Below are 17065 nucleotides of genomic sequence, written 5' to 3' on the forward strand. Positions count from 1 at the left end.
TCTATTTCGTGAGTGTCAGGATTTCAGGTTCGCCCTCAGTGATGAGAATCGTGTTCTCATAGTGAGCGGCCAGTGATTCATCTTCTGTCACAACCGTCCAGTCGTCATCCAGCCAGCAAACTTCCGGTCTGCCCATGGTGATCATAGGCTCAATAGCAAGTGTCATACCCGGCACCAGACGGATTCCTCTCCGTTTCTGTGCAAAGTTCGGGATCTGCGGATCTTCATGCAGGCTGGTTCCGATTCCGTGGCCAACCAGATCTCTGACTACGCCGTATCCAAAACTCTCTGCATAATTGCCGATCGCAGCGGAAATATCATACAGATGATTTCCTGCTTTTGCCATTTTAATTCCCTCAAAGAAACTCTGACGGGTTACATCAATCAGTTTCTGAGCTTCCGGGCTGATCTCCCCTACCGCATGAGTACGGGCAGCATCCGAATGATAACCTTTGTAGATGAGTCCGGCATCCAGGCTGACAATGTCTCCTTCGTGAAGAATTCTCTTCTTGCTCGGGATTCCATGTACAACTTCATCATTTACCGATACACAGATAGATGCAGGATATCCATTATAATGAAGGAAATTTGGGGTGCATCCGAAGCTTCGGATCATTTCTTCACCCAAATGATCGATTTCCCAGGTTGAAATCCCCGGTCTGATCGCTTTTGCAAGTTCGTCATGAACTTTCTCCAGCAGATGGCAGGATTCCCTCATTAATTCAATTTCCCTGGCAGTCTTTATTGATACTGACATGTTTTACGCTCCTAAGATTTCAGTGATAGCCTGGAACACATCATTCAGATCCTGTGTTCCGTCGACTTCTCTCAATACGCCTTCTTTTTTGTAGAAGTCGATCAAAGGCTTGGTTTGTTCATGATACACACTCAGACGTTTGGTAACGGTTTCCGGTTTGTCATCGTCACGCAGCACCAGTTTTGCGCCGCATACATCACAGATATCTTCCACTTTCGGAGGATTGTGTTTGATGTGGTAGGTGCATCCGCATCCCGGGCACGCACGGCGTCCGCCCATACGGTTTACGATGTTCTCATCCGGAACTTCCACGTCAATTGCATAATCAATAGTTTCACCCATTTTATCAAGCGCAGCTTTTAAAGCTTCCGCCTGTGGAATGGTTCTTGGAAAACCATCCAATACATAACCGTTTTTACAGTCTGCCTGATTAATTCGGTCAACGACCAGATCACAGGTCAACTCGTCAGGAACCAGATGTCCCTGATCCATATAGCTTTTTGCTTTGTTTCCAAGCTCTGTACCGTTTTTGATATTTGCCCGGAAGATATCTCCTGTGGAGATGTGCGGAATCTGATATTTCTCCGCGATTTTTTTCGCCTGTGTGCCTTTACCTGCACCAGGTGCACCCAACATAATTAATTTCATTTTGTACCCTCTCCTTCTTTTTTGTTCAGTAATTAAAATAATTACTATAATAGCACTTTAAGGCTGTGGCGTAAAACGCCACAACCTTTTAGTTATCTAAAAAACCTTTGTAGTTTCTTACCAGCATCATGGATTCAATCTGTTTCAGTGTCTCCAGGACAACTCCTACGATAATGATGATAGAAGTTCCGCCGAAGGACACATTCGCACCGAATACACCATTAAAGAAGAACGGGATAACCGCTACAATAGTAAGCCCTGCTGCACCAATAAAGATGATATAGTTTAACATCTTTGTCAGATAATCTACGGTTGGTTTTCCAGGACGGATGCCCGGGATGAAACCACCCTGCTTTTTCATGTTATCAGCTACTTCCAACGGGTTGAAAGTAATTGAAGTATAGAAGTAAGCGAAAAAGATTACCATGATGATATAAGCCACCAGGCCAATCGAATACCATGGATGATCCAGGTCAAACCAGTTATTACTGTTCATACCTGCCAGAATCTTTCCACCGATACCTGTTCCACCGGTTTTGCCCAGGAAAGAAGCAATCACACTCGGAAAAGACATAATAGAGGATGCAAAGATTACCGGGATTACGCCGGCCGTATTTACTTTTAAAGGAATATGGCTGGACTGTCCGCCCATCATTTTTCTGCCCTGCATCTTTTTGGAATACTGAACAGGAATTCTTCTCTCAGCTCCGTTCAGGATAATTACCAGAATAACCACACCTATAATGATCGCAGCGATAATAACGCCGGAGAGGAGTGCTTTTGCGATAATTTTTCCTTTCATGAAGCTTTCGTACAGTGTCGTCATATCACTTGGGATACGTGATACGATGTTGATCAAAAGTACGATGGAAATACCATTTCCAACACCTTTTTCGTTAATCTGTTCACCAACCCACATTAAGAAAGCAGAACCTGCTGTTAATGCAACAACTACTACAACTATTTTAACAAAATTGTTATCCGGAATCAATCCCCTGTTACCAAATCCGATTGCCATGGCAATAGATTCAAACAGAGATAATCCGATGGTTACATAACGGGTAATTGCGCCAAGTTTCTTTCTTCCATCTTCTCCGTCTCTCTGCATTTCTTCCAATTTTGGAATTGCAATTGTGAGAAGCTGGATGATAATGGATGATGTGATGTAAGGTGTAATGCTAAGTGCAAAGATAGACATCTGTGAAAATGAACCGCCTGTAAATGCGTCGAGGAAGTTAAATGCATCGCCTGTCTGACTCTCAAACCAGGTTTTGAAATAACTTCCGTCGACTCCCGGAACAGGGAGCTGGGAGCCAATTCGGATGACTACCAGCATCATTAACACATAAAAGATTCTATGTCTGACGTCTTTCACTTTAAATGCATTCTGAAGAGTCTTTAACATATAAGCTCACCTCTTATGCTACTGTTCCACCTGCTGCTTCAATTTTTGCTTTTGCGCCTTCGCTTACTGCAGTAACTTTTACAGTCAGTTTTTTTGTCAGTTCTCCGTTACCCAGGATCTTAACGCCATCCTTCGGATTGGAAACCAGTCCGCTCTCAACCAGGGCTGCGATAGTAACTTCTGCTCCATCTTCAAATCTGTTCAGAGCTTCTACATTGATACCAACGATTTCTTTGGTATTTCTGTTCTTGAAACCTCTCTTAGGAAGTCTTCTGTATAAAGGCATCTGACCACCTTCGAAACCTGGTCTTGGAGCTCCGGAACGAGCTTTCTGTCCTTTATGTCCTTTACCAGCTGTTTTACCATTTCCTGAACCGTGTCCACGGCCTCTACGGAAGTCATCACTCTGTCTGGAACCTTCTGCAGGTCTTAAATTAGATAAATCCATTGTGGCACCTCCTTCTATTCTAATTACGCTTCTTCAACTTTTACTAAATGCTGAACCTGTTTGATCATACCTCTTGTTGCTGCGTTGTCCGGCAGTTCAACAGTTTTATGCATTTTGGTCAGTCCCAGAGCTTCGATTGTTTTTTTGTGTTTTGGAACTGCACCGATTGTAGATTTTACTAAAGTAATTTTTAACATTTTCCAGTCCTCCTTAAGCAAAGATCTCTTCTACGGATTTACCGCGAAGTCTAGCTACTTCTTCCGGAGTCTTTAACTGACTTAAACCTGCGATGGTAGCAAGTACGACGTTCTGTTTATTTCTGGAACCCATACATTTTGTACGGATGTTTTTGATACCTGCTAACTCGATAACCGCACGAGCCGGACCACCAGCGATTACACCAGTACCTTCCGGAGCTCTCTTCATCAGAAGTTCAGCGCTGCCGAATTTACCAATGTAGTCATGTGTGATACTGTTGTTTTCATCTCTTGCTACGGTTACTAATTTTTTGATAGCATCTTCTTTTCCTTTGCGGATAGCTTCCGGAATTTCAGCTGCTTTTCCAAGTCCTGCACCAACATGTCCGTTGCCGTCTCCAACAACTACTAAAGCTGTAAAACGCATGGTACGTCCACCTTTAACAACTTTTGTTACACGTTTGATTGAGACTACTTTTTCTTCTAATTCTAACTGACTAGCATCAATGATTGTATGTCTCATGTATTTCGCTCCTCTCTTTCCTAGAATTTCAGGCCAGCTTCTCTAGCTGCATCTGCTAATGCTTTAATTTTACCATGGTATACGAAACCGCCTCTGTCGAATACAACTTCTTCGATTCCTGCTTCAACTGCTTTCTTACCGATAACAGTTCCCAGGTAAGCTGCTGCTGCTACTGTGTTGGTCTGTTCCAGTTCTGCTTTTACGTCTTTCTGAAGAGTAGAAGCGGATACTAATGTTTTTCCAACGGTATCATCAATGATCTGTGCATACATATGGTTGTTACTTCTGAATACAGCCAGACGAGGTCTCTGAGCTGTACCAACGATATGATGACGCATTCTTCTATGCTTTTTAGTACGAACACTCGCTCTTGATACTTTATTAATCATTTTTGCACTCTCCTTATTTATTTCTTACCAGTTTTACCAACTTTACGTCTGATAACTTCATCAGCATACTTGATACCTTTACCTTTGTAAGGTTCCGGTCTTCTCTTTTCTCTGATTTCAGCTGCGTACTGGCCAACTTTTTCTTTGCTGATACCTTTTACGGTGATCTTGTTGCCATCTACAGTTGTTTCCAATCCTTCCGGATCTTCCATTTCAACTGGGTGAGAATATCCTAAGGAAAGAACTAATTTCTTACCCTGTTTCTGAGCTCTGTAACCTACACCGTTTACTTCCAGAACTTTCTGATATCCTTCGCTGACACCAACAACCATGTTGTGGATCAGTGTTCTGGTCAGACCGTGCAGAGCTTTCATTTTCTTTAAGTCGTTTGGTCTTGTTACTACTACCTGGCCATCTTCTACTTTGATGTCCATTTCTACAGGCAGATTTCTTTCCAGAGTTCCTTTAGAACCTTTTACAACAACGTAATTGTTCTCTTTAACTTCAACTGTTACTCCAGCCGGAACAACTACAGGCAGTCTTCCAATACGTGACATACCATTTTCCTCCTATTAACTTAGATTTTCGGAGAGGACGCTTAGTCCCCTCTGTTTTCAGTTTCTATATCTCTTGCTTGCGCGAAGTGATCAAATCTTACCAAACGAATGCCAGAACTTCGCCACCAACCTGCAGCTTTCTAGCTTCTTTATCAGTAATAACACCCTGGTTTGTAGACAGAATTGCGATTCCCAGTCCGCCCAGTACTCTTGGCAGTTCGTCTTTACCAGCGTAAATACGAAGACCTGGTTTGGAAATTCTTTTCAGACCAGTGATGATCTTTTCGTTTTTGTCAGCACCGTATTTCAGAGTGATACGGATGTTTTTGAAGTTTCCATCTTCTACGATGTCATATTTTGCTACATAACCTTCTTTAACCAGAATGTCTGCGATAGCAACTTTGATTTTGGATGCCGGAACGTCTACAGTGTCATGTTTTGCTGTGTTTGCGTTACGGATTCTTGTAAGCATATCTGCAATCGGATCGCTCATTGTCATGATAGTTTCCTCCTAATTATTTAGACTTTTCATGTTCTTGTTTTGTATGTGTATACCCTCTCACTTTAGCGCAGCCTTGCGGCTTTGCCAAGTGATGCGGGCTTTCTTCGGATCTTTCGATCCGTTTTCAACTCTTACCAGCTTGCTTTCTTAACACCCGGGATCTGTCCTTTGTATGCTAATTCACGGAAGCAAATTCTGCAGATTCCGTATTTTCTTAAGTAAGCATGTGGACGACCACAGATTCTGCAACGATTGTATTCTCTTGTAGAGAATTTCTGTTTACGCTGCTGTTTGATTTTCATTGCTGTCTTAGCCATGAATTTTCCCTCCTATTCTTACTTTGAAAACGGCATGTTGAATAATGTCAATAATTCACGAGCTTCTTCATCAGTCTTAGCTGTTGTAACGAAGATGATGTCCATACCTCTTACTTTATCAACTTTATCATACTCGATTTCTGGGAAAATCAACTGTTCTTTAATACCCAGTGCATAGTTTCCTCTTCCGTCAAATGCGTTTGGATTAACTCCACGGAAGTCACGTACACGAGGCAGAGCCAGGTTGATCAGACGATCAGCGAACTCATACATTTTTTCCCCTCTCAGGGTTACTTTACAACCGATTGGCATACCTTCACGGATTTTGAAGTTAGCTACGGAATTTTTTGCTCTTGTCAGAACTGCTTTCTGTCCGGAGATTGTTTCCAGATCTTTTACAGCTGCTTCCAGGATTTTAGCATTTTCTTTGGCTTCGCCAACACCCATGTTGATTACGATCTTATCGAGTTTTGGCACTTCCATGATATTTTTATAACCAAATTTCTTGGTCATAGCATCTACGATCTCATTTTTGTAAGTATCTTTCAGTCTGCTCACTTTCAATTGCCTCCTCTCTCAATTAGTCGATTACTTCGTTGCTGCCTTTTGCAACACGAACTTTTTTGCCATCTTCAACTTTGAAGCCTACACGAACTGCTTTTCCGTTGTGGATCAGCATTACGTTGGATGCGTCGATCGGAGCTTCTTTGTTGATGATTCCACCCTGCTGGTTAGCCATAGAAGGTTTTGCATGTTTTGTGATCATGTTGACACCTTCAACGATGACTTTACCGTCTTTTACAGACAGAACTTTTCCTTCTTTGTCTTTATCTTTACCGGCGATTACCTTAACGGTGTCACCTTTTTTAATTTTTAAACTTGCCATCAGGTTACCTCCTTATAATACTTCTGGAGCCAGGGATACAATTTTCATAAACTGTTTCTCACGAAGCTCTCTTGCTACTGGTCCAAAGATACGAGTTCCCCTTGGTGTTTTGTCATCTTTGATGATGACTGCTGCATTCTCATCAAATTTGATGTAAGAACCATCTTTACGACGAACACCTTTTACAGTACGTACAACAACAGCCTTAACTACATCGCCTTTTTTAACAACGCCGCCTGGTGTTGCATCTTTGACGGAAGCAACGATAACATCACCGATATTGGCATATCTTCTAGTAGAACCGCCCATAACACGGATACACAGAATCTCTTTTGCACCTGTGTTATCAGCAACTCTAAGTCTACTTTCCTGCTGAATCATGCTGGTATTCCTCCTATACGAATTAACTGATAACGATTATTTTACTTTCTCAACGATTTCAACCAGTCTCCATCTTTTGTCTTTGGACAGCGGTCTGGTTTCCATAACTTTCACGGTATCACCGATGCTGCACTGATTCTGTTCATCATGTGCTTTCAGTTTATATGTTCTCTTTACGATTTTTTTGTAAAGAGGATGTTTTACATGGTCTTCGATAGCAACTACGATTGTTTTGTCCATCTTGTTGCTTACTACTTTACCAATACGTGTTTTTCTAAGATTTCTTTCCACGATTTAGTGCCTCCTTCTTAGATTACTGTACGTTCGCCTTTTCAGCGATTACGGTCTGAATTCTGGCAATATTTCTACGAACCTCTTTGATTCTGCTTGTATTGTCCAGCTGATTGGTTGCATTCTGGAATCTCAGGTTAAAGAGTTCCTTCTTAGCAGCTACTAATTCTTCCTGTAATTCTGTAGCTGATTTCGCTTTTAAATCTTCTACATAATTTTTAATTTTCACTGTTATCACCGCCTTCTAAGTCTGCACGAGAAACGATTTTACATTTACATGGTAACTTATGCATTGCAAGACGTAATGCTTCACGAGCTGTTTCTTCAGGTACACCTGCGATCTCGAACATTACACGGCCTGGCTTAACAACTGCTACCCAGTATTCCAGAGCACCTTTACCGGAACCCATACGTGTTTCTGCTGGTTTTGCTGTTACTGGTTTGTCTGGGAAAATTTTGATCCAAACTTTACCACCACGTTTGATATAACGAGTCATGGCAACACGGGCTGCCTCGATCTGGTTAGACTTGATCCAGCATGGATCCATTGCTACAAGACCGAACTCACCGTAGTTGATTTTATTTCCTCTTAATGCTTTTCCTCTCATGGATCCGCGGAATTGTTTACGACGTTTAACTCTCTTAGGCATTAACATAATTATTTATCGCTCCCTTCCTTAGTTCCTTTGGTTGGAAGAACTTCGCCATTATAAACCCAAGCTTTTACACCAACTTTTCCGTAGGTTGTATCAGCTTCTGCGAAGCCATAGTCAATATCTGCTCTCAGTGTCTGAAGCGGAATAGTACCTTCGCTGTAGAACTCTGTACGAGCCATATCTGCTCCACCAAGACGTCCGGATACGGATGTTTTGATTCCTTTTGCTCCGGCTTTCATTGTTCTCTGCATTGTAGATTTCATAGCACGACGGAAGGAAATACGGTTTTCCAGCTGCAGTGCGATGTTTTCTGCTACCAGCTGAGCATCTCTGTCTGGTCTCTTAACTTCTTTGATGTCAACGATCAGTTTCTTTGTTGTATATTTCTGCAGTTCTTTTTTCACTTTCTCGATTTCAGAACCACCTTTACCGATTACAACGCCCGGTTTAGCTGTATAAATGATAACTTTTACACGCTCGGAAGCTCTTTCGATTTCGATTTTAGCAACACCTGCACTGTACAGTTTCTTTTTCAGGAATGTTCTGATGTTATAGTCTTCCACCAGGTTGTCAGCAAAGTCTTTTTCTGCATACCATTTGGAATCCCAGTCTTTGATAACACCGACTCTAAGGCCGTGTGGGTTAACTTTCTGTCCCATGATTACCCTCCTTATTATCTTTCATCTAACACGATAGAGATATGACTTGTTCTTTTCTCAATTCTGTATGCTCTACCCTGTGCTCTCGGTCTGATTCTCTTCATTGTAGGTGCTTTGTTTGCGTAGCACTCTGCAACGTACAGATTTTCAAGGCTCATGCCGTTGTTGTTCTCAGCATTTGCGATTGCAGACTCCAGTAATTTTTTGATTACGCTTGAAGCGTAACGTGGGTTGTATGTCAGAATTCCCAGTGCTGTCTGCACATCTTTTCCACGAATTACATCCAGTACATAACAAGCTTTCTGTACGGACATTCTTGCGTAGGATAACTTAGCAGATGGTCTGGTATCTTTATTAGCATTTCTTGCTCTTTTAATCTGGCTTCTATGTCCTTTTGCCATGACTAAAATCCTCCTTTCAAGATTGGGCTATACCGCTTTATTTACGAACACCTGATTTTTTCTCGTCTTTTCCATGTCCTCTGTAAGTTCTTGTAGCAACGAACTCACCCAGTTTATGTCCAACCATATCTTCTGTAACATATACTGGCACATGTTTTCTTCCATCATGGACAGCGATTGTGTGTCCTACGAAAGATGGGAAGATTGTGGAACGACGTGACCAGGTTTTAATAACTGATTTATCTCCTGCTGCATTCATAGCATCAACTTTTTTAAGTAAGCTCTGATCTGCAAAAGGTCCTTTTTTCAATGAACGAGCCATTTACGTAACCTCCTTATTTCGCTAATGTTTTACCGTCTCTTCTTCTTACGATATACTTATTGGACTGTTTGTTTTTCTTTCTGGTCTTCAGGCCCAGAGCAGGTTTACCCCATGGAGTACATGGACCAGGACGGCCGATACCGGTCTTTCCTTCACCACCACCATGCGGATGGTCATTCGGGTTCATAACGGAACCACGTACAGTCGGGCGGATACCCATGTGACGTTTTCTTCCGGCTTTACCGATGTTTACCAGGTTGTGCTCTCCGTTTCCTACAACACCGATAGATGCACGGCAGTTGATCGGAACCATTCTCATTTCGCCTGAAGGCAGTCTTAAGGTTGCGTATTTTCCTTCTTTTGCCATCAGCTGAGCTCCATTACCAGCAGAACGAACCAGCTGTCCGCCCTTTCCAGGATGAAGTTCTACATTGTGTACCATAGTACCAACCGGGATCTCTGACAGCGGCATGCAGTTACCAGGTCTAACTTCTGCGTTAGTTCCGTTCATAACTTTAGCGCCGACTTTCAGTCCTTCTGGTGCCAGGATGTATGCTTTTTCACCGTCTGCGTAGCAGATCAGTGCGATATTTGCTGTTCTGTTCGGATCGTATTCGATAGCAACTACAGTTGCAGGGATATCATCTTTTCTTCTCTTGAAGTCGATGATTCTGTATTTTCTTCTGCTTCCGCCTCCGCGATGTCTAACTGTAATTTTACCCTGATTGTTACGTCCGGAATTCTTTTTCAGAGATACTACCAGAGATTTCTCCGGTGTGGATTTTGTGATTTCAGCAAAATCCAGGCTTGTCATATTTCTTCTGGACGGTGTATATGGGCTAAACTTTTTAATTCCCATTGTATTTATCTCCTTTCATTCAGCGATAGTAAGAGCGATCGGATGTTCGCTCAAGTCTTATTGACTTTGTCCGCTTTGCAATCTTACAGACCTTCGAAGATCTCGATGTCTTTGCTGTTCTCTGTCAGAGTAACGATTGCTTTTTTAGTTTTAGCTGTTTTTCCAACTGTGTAACCACGACGTTTTTTCTTACCATCAAGGTTCATGGTGTTTACAGTTTTAACTTCTGTTCCTTCGAACATTTTTTCAACAGCTTCTTTGATCATAGATTTGTTTGCTTCCGGATGAACCAGGAAAGTGTATTTTTTCTCGCTCATAGCGTTCATACTTTTTTCAGTTACAACCGGTTTAAGGATTACATCATAATATTGAATGTTAGCCATTATGCATATACCTCCTCAACTTTTGCAACAGCTGCTTTATCCAGAACAACTGTGTTGTATTTCAGGATATCGAATACATTCATTGTTCCAACAGATGCTGTGATCACGTTCGGAATGTTTCTTGCAGATACGATTACGTTTTCGTTATCGGTAACAACCATAGCTTTTTCAACTTTCAGGTTGTTCAGTACATTCTGCATATCCTTTGTTTTAATAGCGTCTAATTTCAGTTCGTCCAGGACTACCAGTTTGTTTTCCTGTACTCTTGTTGTCAGAGCAGATTTCAGAGCGATTCTTCTTTCTTTCTTGTTCATCTTGAAAGAGTAATCTCTTGGTACCGGTGCGAATACAACTCCGCCGCCTGTCCACTGTGGAGCTCTTGTTGAACCCTGTCTTGCATGACCAGTTCCTTTCTGTCTCCAAGGTTTTCTTCCGCCTCCGCTTACTTCAGAGCGGGTTTTTGCTTTCTGAGTTCCCTGACGTTTATTTGCCAGCTGGCGCACAACTGCCATATGAACAAGATGTTCATTTACTTCTACACCGAACACAGCGTCGTTCAGTTCCAGTGTGCCAACTTCATTGCCTTCCATATTATAAACAGATACGTTTGACATCTGTGTGTTCCTCCTTTTCAAGAATCATGCCTCGCGGCATCGGGTCCACCGATCATCCGTTAAAATTATTTAGCACTTTTAACGGTTGCTTTGATTGTTACTAAAGATTTTTTAGGACCTGGTACAGCACCTTTTACCAGAAGCAGATTGTTTTCAGCATCTACTCTTACGATTTCCAGATTCTGTACTGTAACTTTTTTGTTACCCATGTGTCCAGCCATCTTTTTACCTTTGAATACACGGCTCGGATCGGAACAAGCACCGTTGGAACCAGCATGACGATGGTATTTGGAACCATGAGCCATAGGTCCTCTGGACTGACCGTGTCTCTTGATTGCGCCCTGGAATCCTTTACCTTTGGAGATTGCAGTAGCATCTACTTTTTCTCCTGCTGCAAAGATGTCAGCTTTGATTTCCTGAGCCACTTCATAGCTTTCAGCATCTTCTAAACGGAATTCGCGAACGAATCTCTTGTAAGAAACGCCTGCTTTGTCAAACTGTCCTTTCATTGGTTTGTTCACCAGTTTTTCTCTCTTGTCAACAAAACCAACCTGTACTGCACTGTAACCATCATTCTCAACAGTTTTAACCTGAGTTACTACGCAAGGTCCTGCCTGCAATACAGTCACTGGAGTTAAAACTCCATCTTCGTTGAAAATCTGAGTCATTCCAACTTTTGTAGCTAAGATTGCTTTCTTCATTCTTTTTACCTCCTGTTTAAACTACAGCGGAACACCAACCCGGGTGTTCATCCTAGAAACAGCCGATATAAGTGGAACACTATGACCCATAAGGGATGTTGATTCCTAAGAATGTGTTGCTTCTATATCTAACTTTTCCGGATAATTCTTTCGATGAAATTATTTGTTTTTCATCTTGATATCGATGCTAACACCAGCCGGCATCTCCAGTCTTGCCAGAGCATCCACAGTTTTCTGTGTCGGTCCGATGATATCGATCAGTCTTTTATGAGTTCTCTGCTCAAACTGTTCTCTGGAATCTTTGTATTTGTGTACCGCACGTAAGATTGTTACTACCTCTTTCTTAGTCGGAAGTGGTACCGGTCCACTCACTACTGATCCGTTCTTTTTTACAGTTTCGATGATTTTGCTTGCAGATGCATCAACCAGCTGATGATCGTAAGCTTTCAGAATAATTCTCATTACTTGACTTGCCATAAAAAAAGTCGCCTCCTTTTCGCACTTTACGAGTACGACAAGCGGTGACTGTACACTTTCCCGTGTGTGTCCTCAGGACTTCCACGCGGTTTTCCACACTTCTGGTGGACGTATTCAACATGTATACAGTGACTTGTCGCCAGTTTCTTAACTTGACATTCGCTCCACGGAAAACCTGCAATCTCTGCAGCAACCTCACGCTTCATCGCTATCAATGTCACAACATGGGTTATTATAAACGAAACCCCTCGCAATTGCAAGGGGTTTTTTCAAATTTTTTCAAAAAATTTTATTTTTCTTTTTTTACAGGACATCCGAGTAATCTACCAGAGTAACTCCGCTGACTTCATCTTCGATGACTTCCGGCTGATCCCCGTCTGCTTCTGCTTTCGCAAGCAGCTCTTCTTTCGTGTATACCGGCATCGCCAGTTTCTTCTCTTCCGGCTCCTGTTCCTCCTCGGATGCTTCTTCGAGCACTACCGGCTGTGTCTGATCCACTTTCTCCGGTTCTTCGGTTTCTTCTTCCTGCTCTGCTGCTTCCGGTTCCGTCTCTTCCGTCTGGTTCTCGCTCATCATGCTTGCGATATCTGCCGCAAACAGACTTGCGGTTTCCTCTAACAGGGATTTGTTCGGATCTTCATTCTCTGTACTTTCTTCTTCCGGCTGATGTTCCTCTGCCGGTAATACAACTTCCTGTGTACTTCCCATATCCTGCGCTTCCTGTGTCAGGTCCTCCGGAAGAACAATCTCCTGTGTCAGATCAGCTGCTTCTGCCGGAATCTCTTCCGGTGTCTCTTCGGTATCTTCCACATCAGCGTTTTTATTTTTCTTTGCAAGTTTTGCTTCCTGTCTTTCTTGTTTTGCTCTTGCCTTCGCCTCGGCTACCGCAGCTTTCTCTTCCTGTTTCTGTTTTTTCTTTTCTGCTTTTCTGGCTTTTTTCCGTTCCCGTCTGGACATCACTGCAGGTTCTTCTTCCTGCTCTTCTTCCGATTCGTCTTCTTCGTCATCCTCGTCTTCCTCTTCGTCCTCATCATCGTCTTTCTTCCAGACTTCTGCGAGAATAAACAGAATGATGACAAATACAACGACAAGTCCTACGATGATCAGGCCCTCGGTGTTCCGGAGTGCCATAGATACATAACCGATCACCGGTACCACGAGCATGACTTTCTGCACGGTACTTCCCAGTTCCTGCTGTGTGGTTCCCCCGTCTGTGCTCAGCTGGTCATCCAGTACCACACTGCTGCCATCGATGCTGTCCACCACATATACATATTGTCCGCCATCCTGGCTTACCAGAACTTTATCTCCCTGTTTCAATTCACTGCTGTCTTTCTCCACTGCATAAGCCACGGATCCCTGTGACAGGTTGGTCTGCATATCGACATCATCCACCATCACTGTTGTCACACCTGCGAACGGCGGAATCAGAAGCCCCGCTGCAACCACAATGGCGCAAAACAGGATCACATTAACAATCGTTTTTAAAACTTTCGACATGATCTACTCTCCTCATATGTTTTCCTATCTGTTGAATCTGCTCCCGGCATCTCTCCAGATACCTTTCTGCAAATACCGCCTGTTAGGGCAGTATCCATATCATGCCCCTTATTATATCCTTTTTTGACCCCTTCTGCAAGCCGTTTTAAAAAATGTAAGTTTTTTCTTATTTTCTGGTTGCCTGCGTTTTTCTTCTTTATTATAATGAAGCTATACGGAGGTATTTACTTATGAAACCCACCATCAAGACGATCGAAGATCTTTCTTTGAACGCGTGGCCCTCTCATCAGATTCAGCTCTATGACGGATGGCTTCTGCGTTTTTCTTATTTTTACACACACAGAACCAACTGTGTGGAACAGATCGGACCATCCTCGATACCGATCGAGGAAAAAATTGATTTTTGTGAAGACGCTTACCACCGCTGGGGAACGCCTTCTATTTTTAAGATCACGCCGTTGCTTTCCGATGATTTTGAAAAACGGCTGATTGACCGCCGGTATGTGGTGCAGCATGTCACGGAAGTTATGACACTGGATCTTACGCCCTGGCAGATCACCACACCGCCGGTGGATGTCCGGATCGAGCGGACGATCAATGACCGGTGGATCCAGTCGCTGTTTGCCTTAAAGAGTACGACCAGTGCCATCCACCGCCAGATCGTGCCATCCATGTATCATGCGATCCCGAAAGACACCCTTGCCGCTTCCATCACCAACGAAGACGGGCAGATTGTCGCCATCGGACTCGGGATTCTGGATCGTTCCTATATGGGGATCTATGCGATCCATGTGCATCCGCATTACCGTGGTCGAAAATATGCCCGTTCCGTCTGTACGGCGCTGTTAAACCGTGGAAAAGAGCTGGGAATGACGGGTGCCTACCTGCAGGTCGTGGAAGGAAACACACCTGCCAAGCGGCTTTATCTTTCCCTGGGATTTGAAGATTTTTACAGTTACTGGTTCCGGGTAAAAGAATTATTCTAAATATCGCATTCATTGCACCAAAAGACAAGGGCATCCTTTCCGGACGCCCTTGTCTTTTGTAACTGTTCGTTTTTCAATTACCTATCTATTACTTACTTGTCAGATATTTTTCAATTCCTTCGATCGCAGCTTCTTCGTCTGTACCTTCTGCACAGATGGTAACGCTCTCGCCTACATTCAGCCCCAGAGTCATCATACCCATGATACTTTTGGCATTGACATGTTTATCTCCGCTTTCCACCTGAATTCTGCTTTCATACTGGCTGGCAACCTGCACAAGCATTGCTACCGGTCTTGCTTCCAATCCATTGGAAATCTGAATTGTAATTGGTTTCTTAATCATTGTAATCCTCCTTATTTTCCCGCAGCTCGTCAGCGATTCTTCCCAGTTTCCGAAGTCTGTGATTCACTCCTGATTTCCCCACCGGCGGACTCATCATCTCCCCCAGTTCTTTCAGAGTAGCCTCCGGATAACGCAGACGACAAACTGCGGTCTCCTCCAACTCCTCCGTGAGTTGTGAGAAGCCCACATGTGTTTCAATATACCTGATATCTTCTATCTGTTTTACTGCTGCCGAAACCGTCTTGCCGATATTGGCAGTCTCGCAGTTCACTTTACGGTTAATATTATTGCTGATTTCCTTCCGAATCCGGATATTTTCCAGATCCATCAGTGAGATCCCTGCTTCCACCAGGCCCAGAAATTCCACAATCTGGGATCCCTCTTTCAGGTAGACCACCTGACTTTTCTTTCTCGCAACGATTCTCGCATCCAGTTCAAATTCTCTCATGATGGACTGTATCTGTTCTGCACGCTCCTGTGTGGAACAGACAATTTCCAGATGATAGCCTTTTTCCGGATCGCTGATAGAACCCGCTGCCAGAAATGTCCCACGCAGGAATGCCCGCTTACAGCACTCTTTCTGGATCACCAGACGACTCATAACGGAAAGGTCATCGGCGATCTCCTGCTCCGGCGACATGAACTTGGTAGCCTGAAGGATTCGAACCGTATCCTCATGGGAAGATACTTCTACCCGATAAACATTGGATTTTTTCAGGTAGACATTCTTCCGAACGTGAATTACAGCTTCTATATTAAATGTTTTTTCTATTAATGTAAAGTATTTTCTTGCTACAGACACATTTTCTGTATGTACGATCACACGAAAGTGATCGTTGGCTGAGATACTGACCTGTCCACAGACGCTTAAGATGGCCGCGATCTCCGCGATCTGGCAGTGGCGCGCTGTAGATATCTGTCTGGACAATTCCTCTTTCACCTTGCTGGAAAAGGACATGCTCTCTTACCTCACTTCGTTCATTTTCTTCCGGATGGCATCTTTGCCGATGTCTCTGTGCTCGATCCGTACTCCGTATTCTTCGGACTGTTCCAGACGCTGATACAACGCATTTGCCAGTGTCACGGAACGGTGTTTTCCACCGGTACATCCGATGCTTACGACCAGCTGATTTTTTCCTTCCTGAATATAGTTCGGGATTAGGAACGAAACCATATCCGCCAGTTTATCCAGAAAGATCCTGGATGCCTCGCAGTTCATCACATAATCGCTGACCGGTTTATCATTTCCGCTTAACGGACGCAGCTCATCGATATAATAGGGGTTCGGCAAAAATCTCACATCGAAAACCAGATCCGAGTCTGACGGAATTCCGTATTTGAAGCCGAAAGAGAGGACGGTGATCATCAGATTTTTAAATCCCATATTTTTCACAAAGATCTTGTCCAGTTCCGCTTTCAGTTCCCTCGTCAGAAGCTGGCTGCTGTCCAGAATGTAGTCCGCATGCTCTTTCAGATATTTTAACCGTCTGCGCTCCTCGCGGATACCGTTTTCCACCCTGCCGCTTCCCGCCAGCGGATGGGTTCTTCTGGTCTCTTTGTAACGCTTTACCAGCACTTCATCTTCCGCATCCAGATACAGGATCTCATACTCGAGTCCTGTCAGGCGGATCTCCTCGAGGGCTTTCTCCACCCCTTCCATGTCACCGCCGCTTCGCACATCCACGCCGAGTGCTACCTTCTGGATGCTTCCGGAATTGCCCTCCACGATAAACTGGGCAAATTTTTCCAGAAGCGGAATCGGAAGGTTATCCACGCAGAAATATCCTGCGTCTTCCAGTATTTTCAGTGCGGTACTTTTTCCCGCACCGGACATTCCCGTAACAATTACAAATCTCATACTCT

The 17065-nt window shown here is 43.5% G+C and carries 29 protein-coding genes; 1 reads left to right on the forward strand and 28 read right to left on the reverse strand.

Annotated elements, in window-relative coordinates; all coding sequences use genetic code 11:
* Position 1: 1 nt before the first annotated feature.
* From map to ETP43_RS12330, 25 genes are all read right to left on the reverse strand, one after another.
* Positions 2–757: a type I methionyl aminopeptidase gene (gene map / locus ETP43_RS12210; protein WP_022399979.1), complete on the reverse strand. Its 756-nt coding sequence runs from the start codon at positions 755–757 to the stop codon at positions 2–4.
* A gap of 3 nt (positions 758–760) precedes the next feature.
* Positions 761–1405 carry an adenylate kinase gene (locus ETP43_RS12215; protein ID WP_129258347.1) on the reverse strand — a complete coding sequence of 215 codons (645 nt, stop codon included), beginning with the start codon at positions 1403–1405 and terminating at the stop codon, positions 761–763.
* An 88-nt stretch (positions 1406–1493) separates the two neighbouring features.
* A complete protein-coding gene (gene secY / locus ETP43_RS12220; protein ID WP_022399981.1) occupies positions 1494–2810 on the reverse strand; it encodes a preprotein translocase subunit SecY in 1317 nt (438 codons plus the stop codon).
* A gap of 13 nt (positions 2811–2823) precedes the next feature.
* Complete coding sequence (gene rplO / locus ETP43_RS12225) at positions 2824–3258, reverse strand: 50S ribosomal protein L15 (RefSeq protein WP_022172084.1); 435 nt, start codon at positions 3256–3258, stop codon at positions 2824–2826.
* 23 nt (positions 3259–3281) lie between these two features.
* The gene (gene rpmD, locus ETP43_RS12230; RefSeq protein WP_022399982.1) at positions 3282–3455 is read right to left on the reverse strand and encodes a 50S ribosomal protein L30; all 174 of its coding nucleotides are present in this window, start codon (positions 3453–3455) and stop codon (positions 3282–3284) included.
* 13 nt (positions 3456–3468) lie between these two features.
* Complete coding sequence (gene rpsE, locus ETP43_RS12235; protein WP_022399983.1) at positions 3469–3978, reverse strand: 30S ribosomal protein S5; 510 nt, start codon at positions 3976–3978, stop codon at positions 3469–3471.
* Between the two features lie 20 nt (positions 3979–3998).
* Complete coding sequence (gene rplR, locus ETP43_RS12240) at positions 3999–4367, reverse strand: 50S ribosomal protein L18 (protein ID WP_022399984.1); 369 nt, start codon at positions 4365–4367, stop codon at positions 3999–4001.
* Between the two features lie 17 nt (positions 4368–4384).
* The gene (gene rplF, locus ETP43_RS12245; protein ID WP_022399985.1) at positions 4385–4924 is read right to left on the reverse strand and encodes a 50S ribosomal protein L6; all 540 of its coding nucleotides are present in this window, start codon (positions 4922–4924) and stop codon (positions 4385–4387) included.
* Between the two features lie 97 nt (positions 4925–5021).
* Complete coding sequence (gene rpsH / locus ETP43_RS12250) at positions 5022–5423, reverse strand: 30S ribosomal protein S8 (RefSeq protein WP_129258349.1); 402 nt, start codon at positions 5421–5423, stop codon at positions 5022–5024.
* A 134-nt stretch (positions 5424–5557) separates the two neighbouring features.
* The gene (locus ETP43_RS12255; protein ID WP_022008349.1) at positions 5558–5743 is read right to left on the reverse strand and encodes a type Z 30S ribosomal protein S14; all 186 of its coding nucleotides are present in this window, start codon (positions 5741–5743) and stop codon (positions 5558–5560) included.
* A gap of 18 nt (positions 5744–5761) precedes the next feature.
* Positions 5762–6301, reverse strand: a complete 540-nt coding sequence (gene rplE / locus ETP43_RS12260) for a 50S ribosomal protein L5 (RefSeq protein WP_022172078.1) — start codon at positions 6299–6301, stop codon at positions 5762–5764.
* Between the two features lie 22 nt (positions 6302–6323).
* Entirely contained in the window at positions 6324–6629 is a 306-nt protein-coding gene (gene rplX, locus ETP43_RS12265; RefSeq protein ID WP_022399987.1) for a 50S ribosomal protein L24, read from the reverse strand.
* Positions 6630–6641: 12 nt separating this feature from the next.
* Positions 6642–7010: a 50S ribosomal protein L14 gene (gene rplN / locus ETP43_RS12270; protein WP_022008346.1), complete on the reverse strand. Its 369-nt coding sequence runs from the start codon at positions 7008–7010 to the stop codon at positions 6642–6644.
* Positions 7011–7046: 36 nt separating this feature from the next.
* Complete coding sequence (gene rpsQ / locus ETP43_RS12275; protein ID WP_022172076.1) at positions 7047–7301, reverse strand: 30S ribosomal protein S17; 255 nt, start codon at positions 7299–7301, stop codon at positions 7047–7049.
* 22 nt (positions 7302–7323) lie between these two features.
* Positions 7324–7530 carry a 50S ribosomal protein L29 gene (rpmC, locus tag ETP43_RS12280; RefSeq protein WP_022172075.1) on the reverse strand — a complete coding sequence of 69 codons (207 nt, stop codon included), beginning with the start codon at positions 7528–7530 and terminating at the stop codon, positions 7324–7326.
* On the reverse strand, positions 7520–7957 hold the full coding sequence (rplP, locus tag ETP43_RS12285; protein ID WP_022172074.1) for a 50S ribosomal protein L16: 438 nt from the start codon (positions 7955–7957) through the stop codon (positions 7520–7522). The genes rpmC and rplP overlap by 11 nt, the downstream gene beginning before the upstream one ends.
* Before the next feature lie 2 nt (positions 7958–7959).
* Complete coding sequence (rpsC, locus tag ETP43_RS12290; RefSeq protein ID WP_022399988.1) at positions 7960–8616, reverse strand: 30S ribosomal protein S3; 657 nt, start codon at positions 8614–8616, stop codon at positions 7960–7962.
* A gap of 14 nt (positions 8617–8630) precedes the next feature.
* The gene (gene rplV / locus ETP43_RS12295) at positions 8631–9017 is read right to left on the reverse strand and encodes a 50S ribosomal protein L22 (RefSeq protein WP_022172072.1); all 387 of its coding nucleotides are present in this window, start codon (positions 9015–9017) and stop codon (positions 8631–8633) included.
* 37 nt (positions 9018–9054) lie between these two features.
* Positions 9055–9339, reverse strand: a complete 285-nt coding sequence (rpsS, locus tag ETP43_RS12300; RefSeq protein WP_022010392.1) for a 30S ribosomal protein S19 — start codon at positions 9337–9339, stop codon at positions 9055–9057.
* A gap of 13 nt (positions 9340–9352) precedes the next feature.
* Positions 9353–10198, reverse strand: coding sequence for a 50S ribosomal protein L2 (gene rplB, locus ETP43_RS12305; RefSeq protein ID WP_022399989.1), 846 nt, complete (start codon positions 10196–10198; stop codon positions 9353–9355).
* 83 nt (positions 10199–10281) lie between these two features.
* Positions 10282–10581: a 50S ribosomal protein L23 gene (gene rplW, locus ETP43_RS12310; protein ID WP_022399990.1), complete on the reverse strand. Its 300-nt coding sequence runs from the start codon at positions 10579–10581 to the stop codon at positions 10282–10284.
* The gene (gene rplD, locus ETP43_RS12315; protein WP_022399991.1) at positions 10581–11195 is read right to left on the reverse strand and encodes a 50S ribosomal protein L4; all 615 of its coding nucleotides are present in this window, start codon (positions 11193–11195) and stop codon (positions 10581–10583) included. Before rplD ends, rplW begins: the two co-directional genes overlap by 1 nt.
* A 65-nt stretch (positions 11196–11260) precedes the next feature.
* Complete coding sequence (gene rplC, locus ETP43_RS12320; RefSeq protein WP_022172068.1) at positions 11261–11896, reverse strand: 50S ribosomal protein L3; 636 nt, start codon at positions 11894–11896, stop codon at positions 11261–11263.
* 159 nt (positions 11897–12055) lie between these two features.
* Positions 12056–12373: a 30S ribosomal protein S10 gene (gene rpsJ, locus ETP43_RS12325; protein WP_022172067.1), complete on the reverse strand. Its 318-nt coding sequence runs from the start codon at positions 12371–12373 to the stop codon at positions 12056–12058.
* 303 nt (positions 12374–12676) lie between these two features.
* On the reverse strand, positions 12677–13873 hold the full coding sequence (locus ETP43_RS12330) for a hypothetical protein (protein ID WP_129258351.1): 1197 nt from the start codon (positions 13871–13873) through the stop codon (positions 12677–12679).
* A gap of 230 nt (positions 13874–14103) precedes the next feature.
* On the opposite strand from ETP43_RS12330, the gene ETP43_RS12335 reads away from it, so the two are divergent.
* Entirely contained in the window at positions 14104–14859 is a 756-nt protein-coding gene (locus ETP43_RS12335) for a GNAT family N-acetyltransferase (protein ID WP_022399993.1), read from the forward strand.
* Between the two features lie 88 nt (positions 14860–14947).
* Here the strand turns inward: ETP43_RS12335 and ETP43_RS12340 are convergent, their stop codons facing one another.
* From ETP43_RS12340 to rapZ, 3 genes are read right to left on the reverse strand one after another with little or no spacing between them, the layout of a single operon-like run.
* Positions 14948–15202, reverse strand: a complete 255-nt coding sequence (locus tag ETP43_RS12340; protein WP_022172064.1) for an HPr family phosphocarrier protein — start codon at positions 15200–15202, stop codon at positions 14948–14950.
* The gene (whiA, locus tag ETP43_RS12345; RefSeq protein ID WP_129258353.1) at positions 15195–16160 is read right to left on the reverse strand and encodes a DNA-binding protein WhiA; all 966 of its coding nucleotides are present in this window, start codon (positions 16158–16160) and stop codon (positions 15195–15197) included. The genes ETP43_RS12340 and whiA overlap by 8 nt, the downstream gene beginning before the upstream one ends.
* Positions 16161–16166: 6 nt before the next feature.
* Complete coding sequence (rapZ, locus tag ETP43_RS12350) at positions 16167–17060, reverse strand: RNase adapter RapZ (RefSeq protein ID WP_022399995.1); 894 nt, start codon at positions 17058–17060, stop codon at positions 16167–16169.
* Positions 17061–17065: the final 5 nt, after the last annotated feature.

This window comes from Blautia faecicola, assembly GCF_004123145.1.
GTDB lineage: Bacteria > Bacillota > Clostridia > Lachnospirales > Lachnospiraceae > Oliverpabstia > Oliverpabstia faecicola.

What these genes read in the sequence shown, in the direction of transcription:
- map (WP_022399979.1), bottom strand. Translation starts at nt 757, where the DNA reads ATGTCAGTATCAATAAAGACTGCCAGGGAAATTGAATTAATGAGGGAA.
- ETP43_RS12215 (WP_129258347.1), bottom strand. Translation starts at nt 1,405, where the DNA reads ATGAAATTAATTATGTTGGGTGCACCTGGTGCAGGTAAAGGCACACAG.
- secY (WP_022399981.1), bottom strand. Translation starts at nt 2,810, where the DNA reads ATGTTAAAGACTCTTCAGAATGCATTTAAAGTGAAAGACGTCAGACAT.
- rplO (WP_022172084.1), bottom strand. Translation starts at nt 3,258, where the DNA reads ATGGATTTATCTAATTTAAGACCTGCAGAAGGTTCCAGACAGAGTGAT.
- rpmD (WP_022399982.1), bottom strand. Translation starts at nt 3,455, where the DNA reads ATGTTAAAAATTACTTTAGTAAAATCTACAATCGGTGCAGTTCCAAAA.
- rpsE (WP_022399983.1), bottom strand. Translation starts at nt 3,978, where the DNA reads ATGAGACATACAATCATTGATGCTAGTCAGTTAGAATTAGAAGAAAAA.
- rplR (WP_022399984.1), bottom strand. Translation starts at nt 4,367, where the DNA reads ATGATTAATAAAGTATCAAGAGCGAGTGTTCGTACTAAAAAGCATAGA.
- rplF (WP_022399985.1), bottom strand. Translation starts at nt 4,924, where the DNA reads ATGTCACGTATTGGAAGACTGCCTGTAGTTGTTCCGGCTGGAGTAACA.
- rpsH (WP_129258349.1), bottom strand. Translation starts at nt 5,423, where the DNA reads ATGACAATGAGCGATCCGATTGCAGATATGCTTACAAGAATCCGTAAC.
- ETP43_RS12255 (WP_022008349.1), bottom strand. Translation starts at nt 5,743, where the DNA reads ATGGCTAAGACAGCAATGAAAATCAAACAGCAGCGTAAACAGAAATTC.
- rplX (WP_022399987.1), bottom strand. Translation starts at nt 6,629, where the DNA reads ATGGCAAGTTTAAAAATTAAAAAAGGTGACACCGTTAAGGTAATCGCC.
- rplN (WP_022008346.1), bottom strand. Translation starts at nt 7,010, where the DNA reads ATGATTCAGCAGGAAAGTAGACTTAGAGTTGCTGATAACACAGGTGCA.
- rplP (WP_022172074.1), bottom strand. Translation starts at nt 7,957, where the DNA reads ATGTTAATGCCTAAGAGAGTTAAACGTCGTAAACAATTCCGCGGATCC.
- rpsC (WP_022399988.1), bottom strand. Translation starts at nt 8,616, where the DNA reads ATGGGACAGAAAGTTAACCCACACGGCCTTAGAGTCGGTGTTATCAAA.
- rplV (WP_022172072.1), bottom strand. Translation starts at nt 9,017, where the DNA reads ATGGCAAAAGGACATAGAAGCCAGATTAAAAGAGCAAGAAATGCTAAT.
- rpsS (WP_022010392.1), bottom strand. Translation starts at nt 9,339, where the DNA reads ATGGCTCGTTCATTGAAAAAAGGACCTTTTGCAGATCAGAGCTTACTT.
- rplB (WP_022399989.1), bottom strand. Translation starts at nt 10,198, where the DNA reads ATGGGAATTAAAAAGTTTAGCCCATATACACCGTCCAGAAGAAATATG.
- rplW (WP_022399990.1), bottom strand. Translation starts at nt 10,581, where the DNA reads ATGGCTAACATTCAATATTATGATGTAATCCTTAAACCGGTTGTAACT.
- rplD (WP_022399991.1), bottom strand. Translation starts at nt 11,195, where the DNA reads ATGTCAAACGTATCTGTTTATAATATGGAAGGCAATGAAGTTGGCACA.
- rplC (WP_022172068.1), bottom strand. Translation starts at nt 11,896, where the DNA reads ATGAAGAAAGCAATCTTAGCTACAAAAGTTGGAATGACTCAGATTTTC.
- rpsJ (WP_022172067.1), bottom strand. Translation starts at nt 12,373, where the DNA reads ATGGCAAGTCAAGTAATGAGAATTATTCTGAAAGCTTACGATCATCAG.
- ETP43_RS12330 (WP_129258351.1), bottom strand. Translation starts at nt 13,873, where the DNA reads ATGTCGAAAGTTTTAAAAACGATTGTTAATGTGATCCTGTTTTGCGCC.
- ETP43_RS12335 (WP_022399993.1), top strand. Translation starts at nt 14,104, where the DNA reads ATGAAACCCACCATCAAGACGATCGAAGATCTTTCTTTGAACGCGTGG.
- ETP43_RS12340 (WP_022172064.1), bottom strand. Translation starts at nt 15,202, where the DNA reads ATGATTAAGAAACCAATTACAATTCAGATTTCCAATGGATTGGAAGCA.
- whiA (WP_129258353.1), bottom strand. Translation starts at nt 16,160, where the DNA reads ATGTCCTTTTCCAGCAAGGTGAAAGAGGAATTGTCCAGACAGATATCT.
- rapZ (WP_022399995.1), bottom strand. Translation starts at nt 17,060, where the DNA reads ATGAGATTTGTAATTGTTACGGGAATGTCCGGTGCGGGAAAAAGTACC.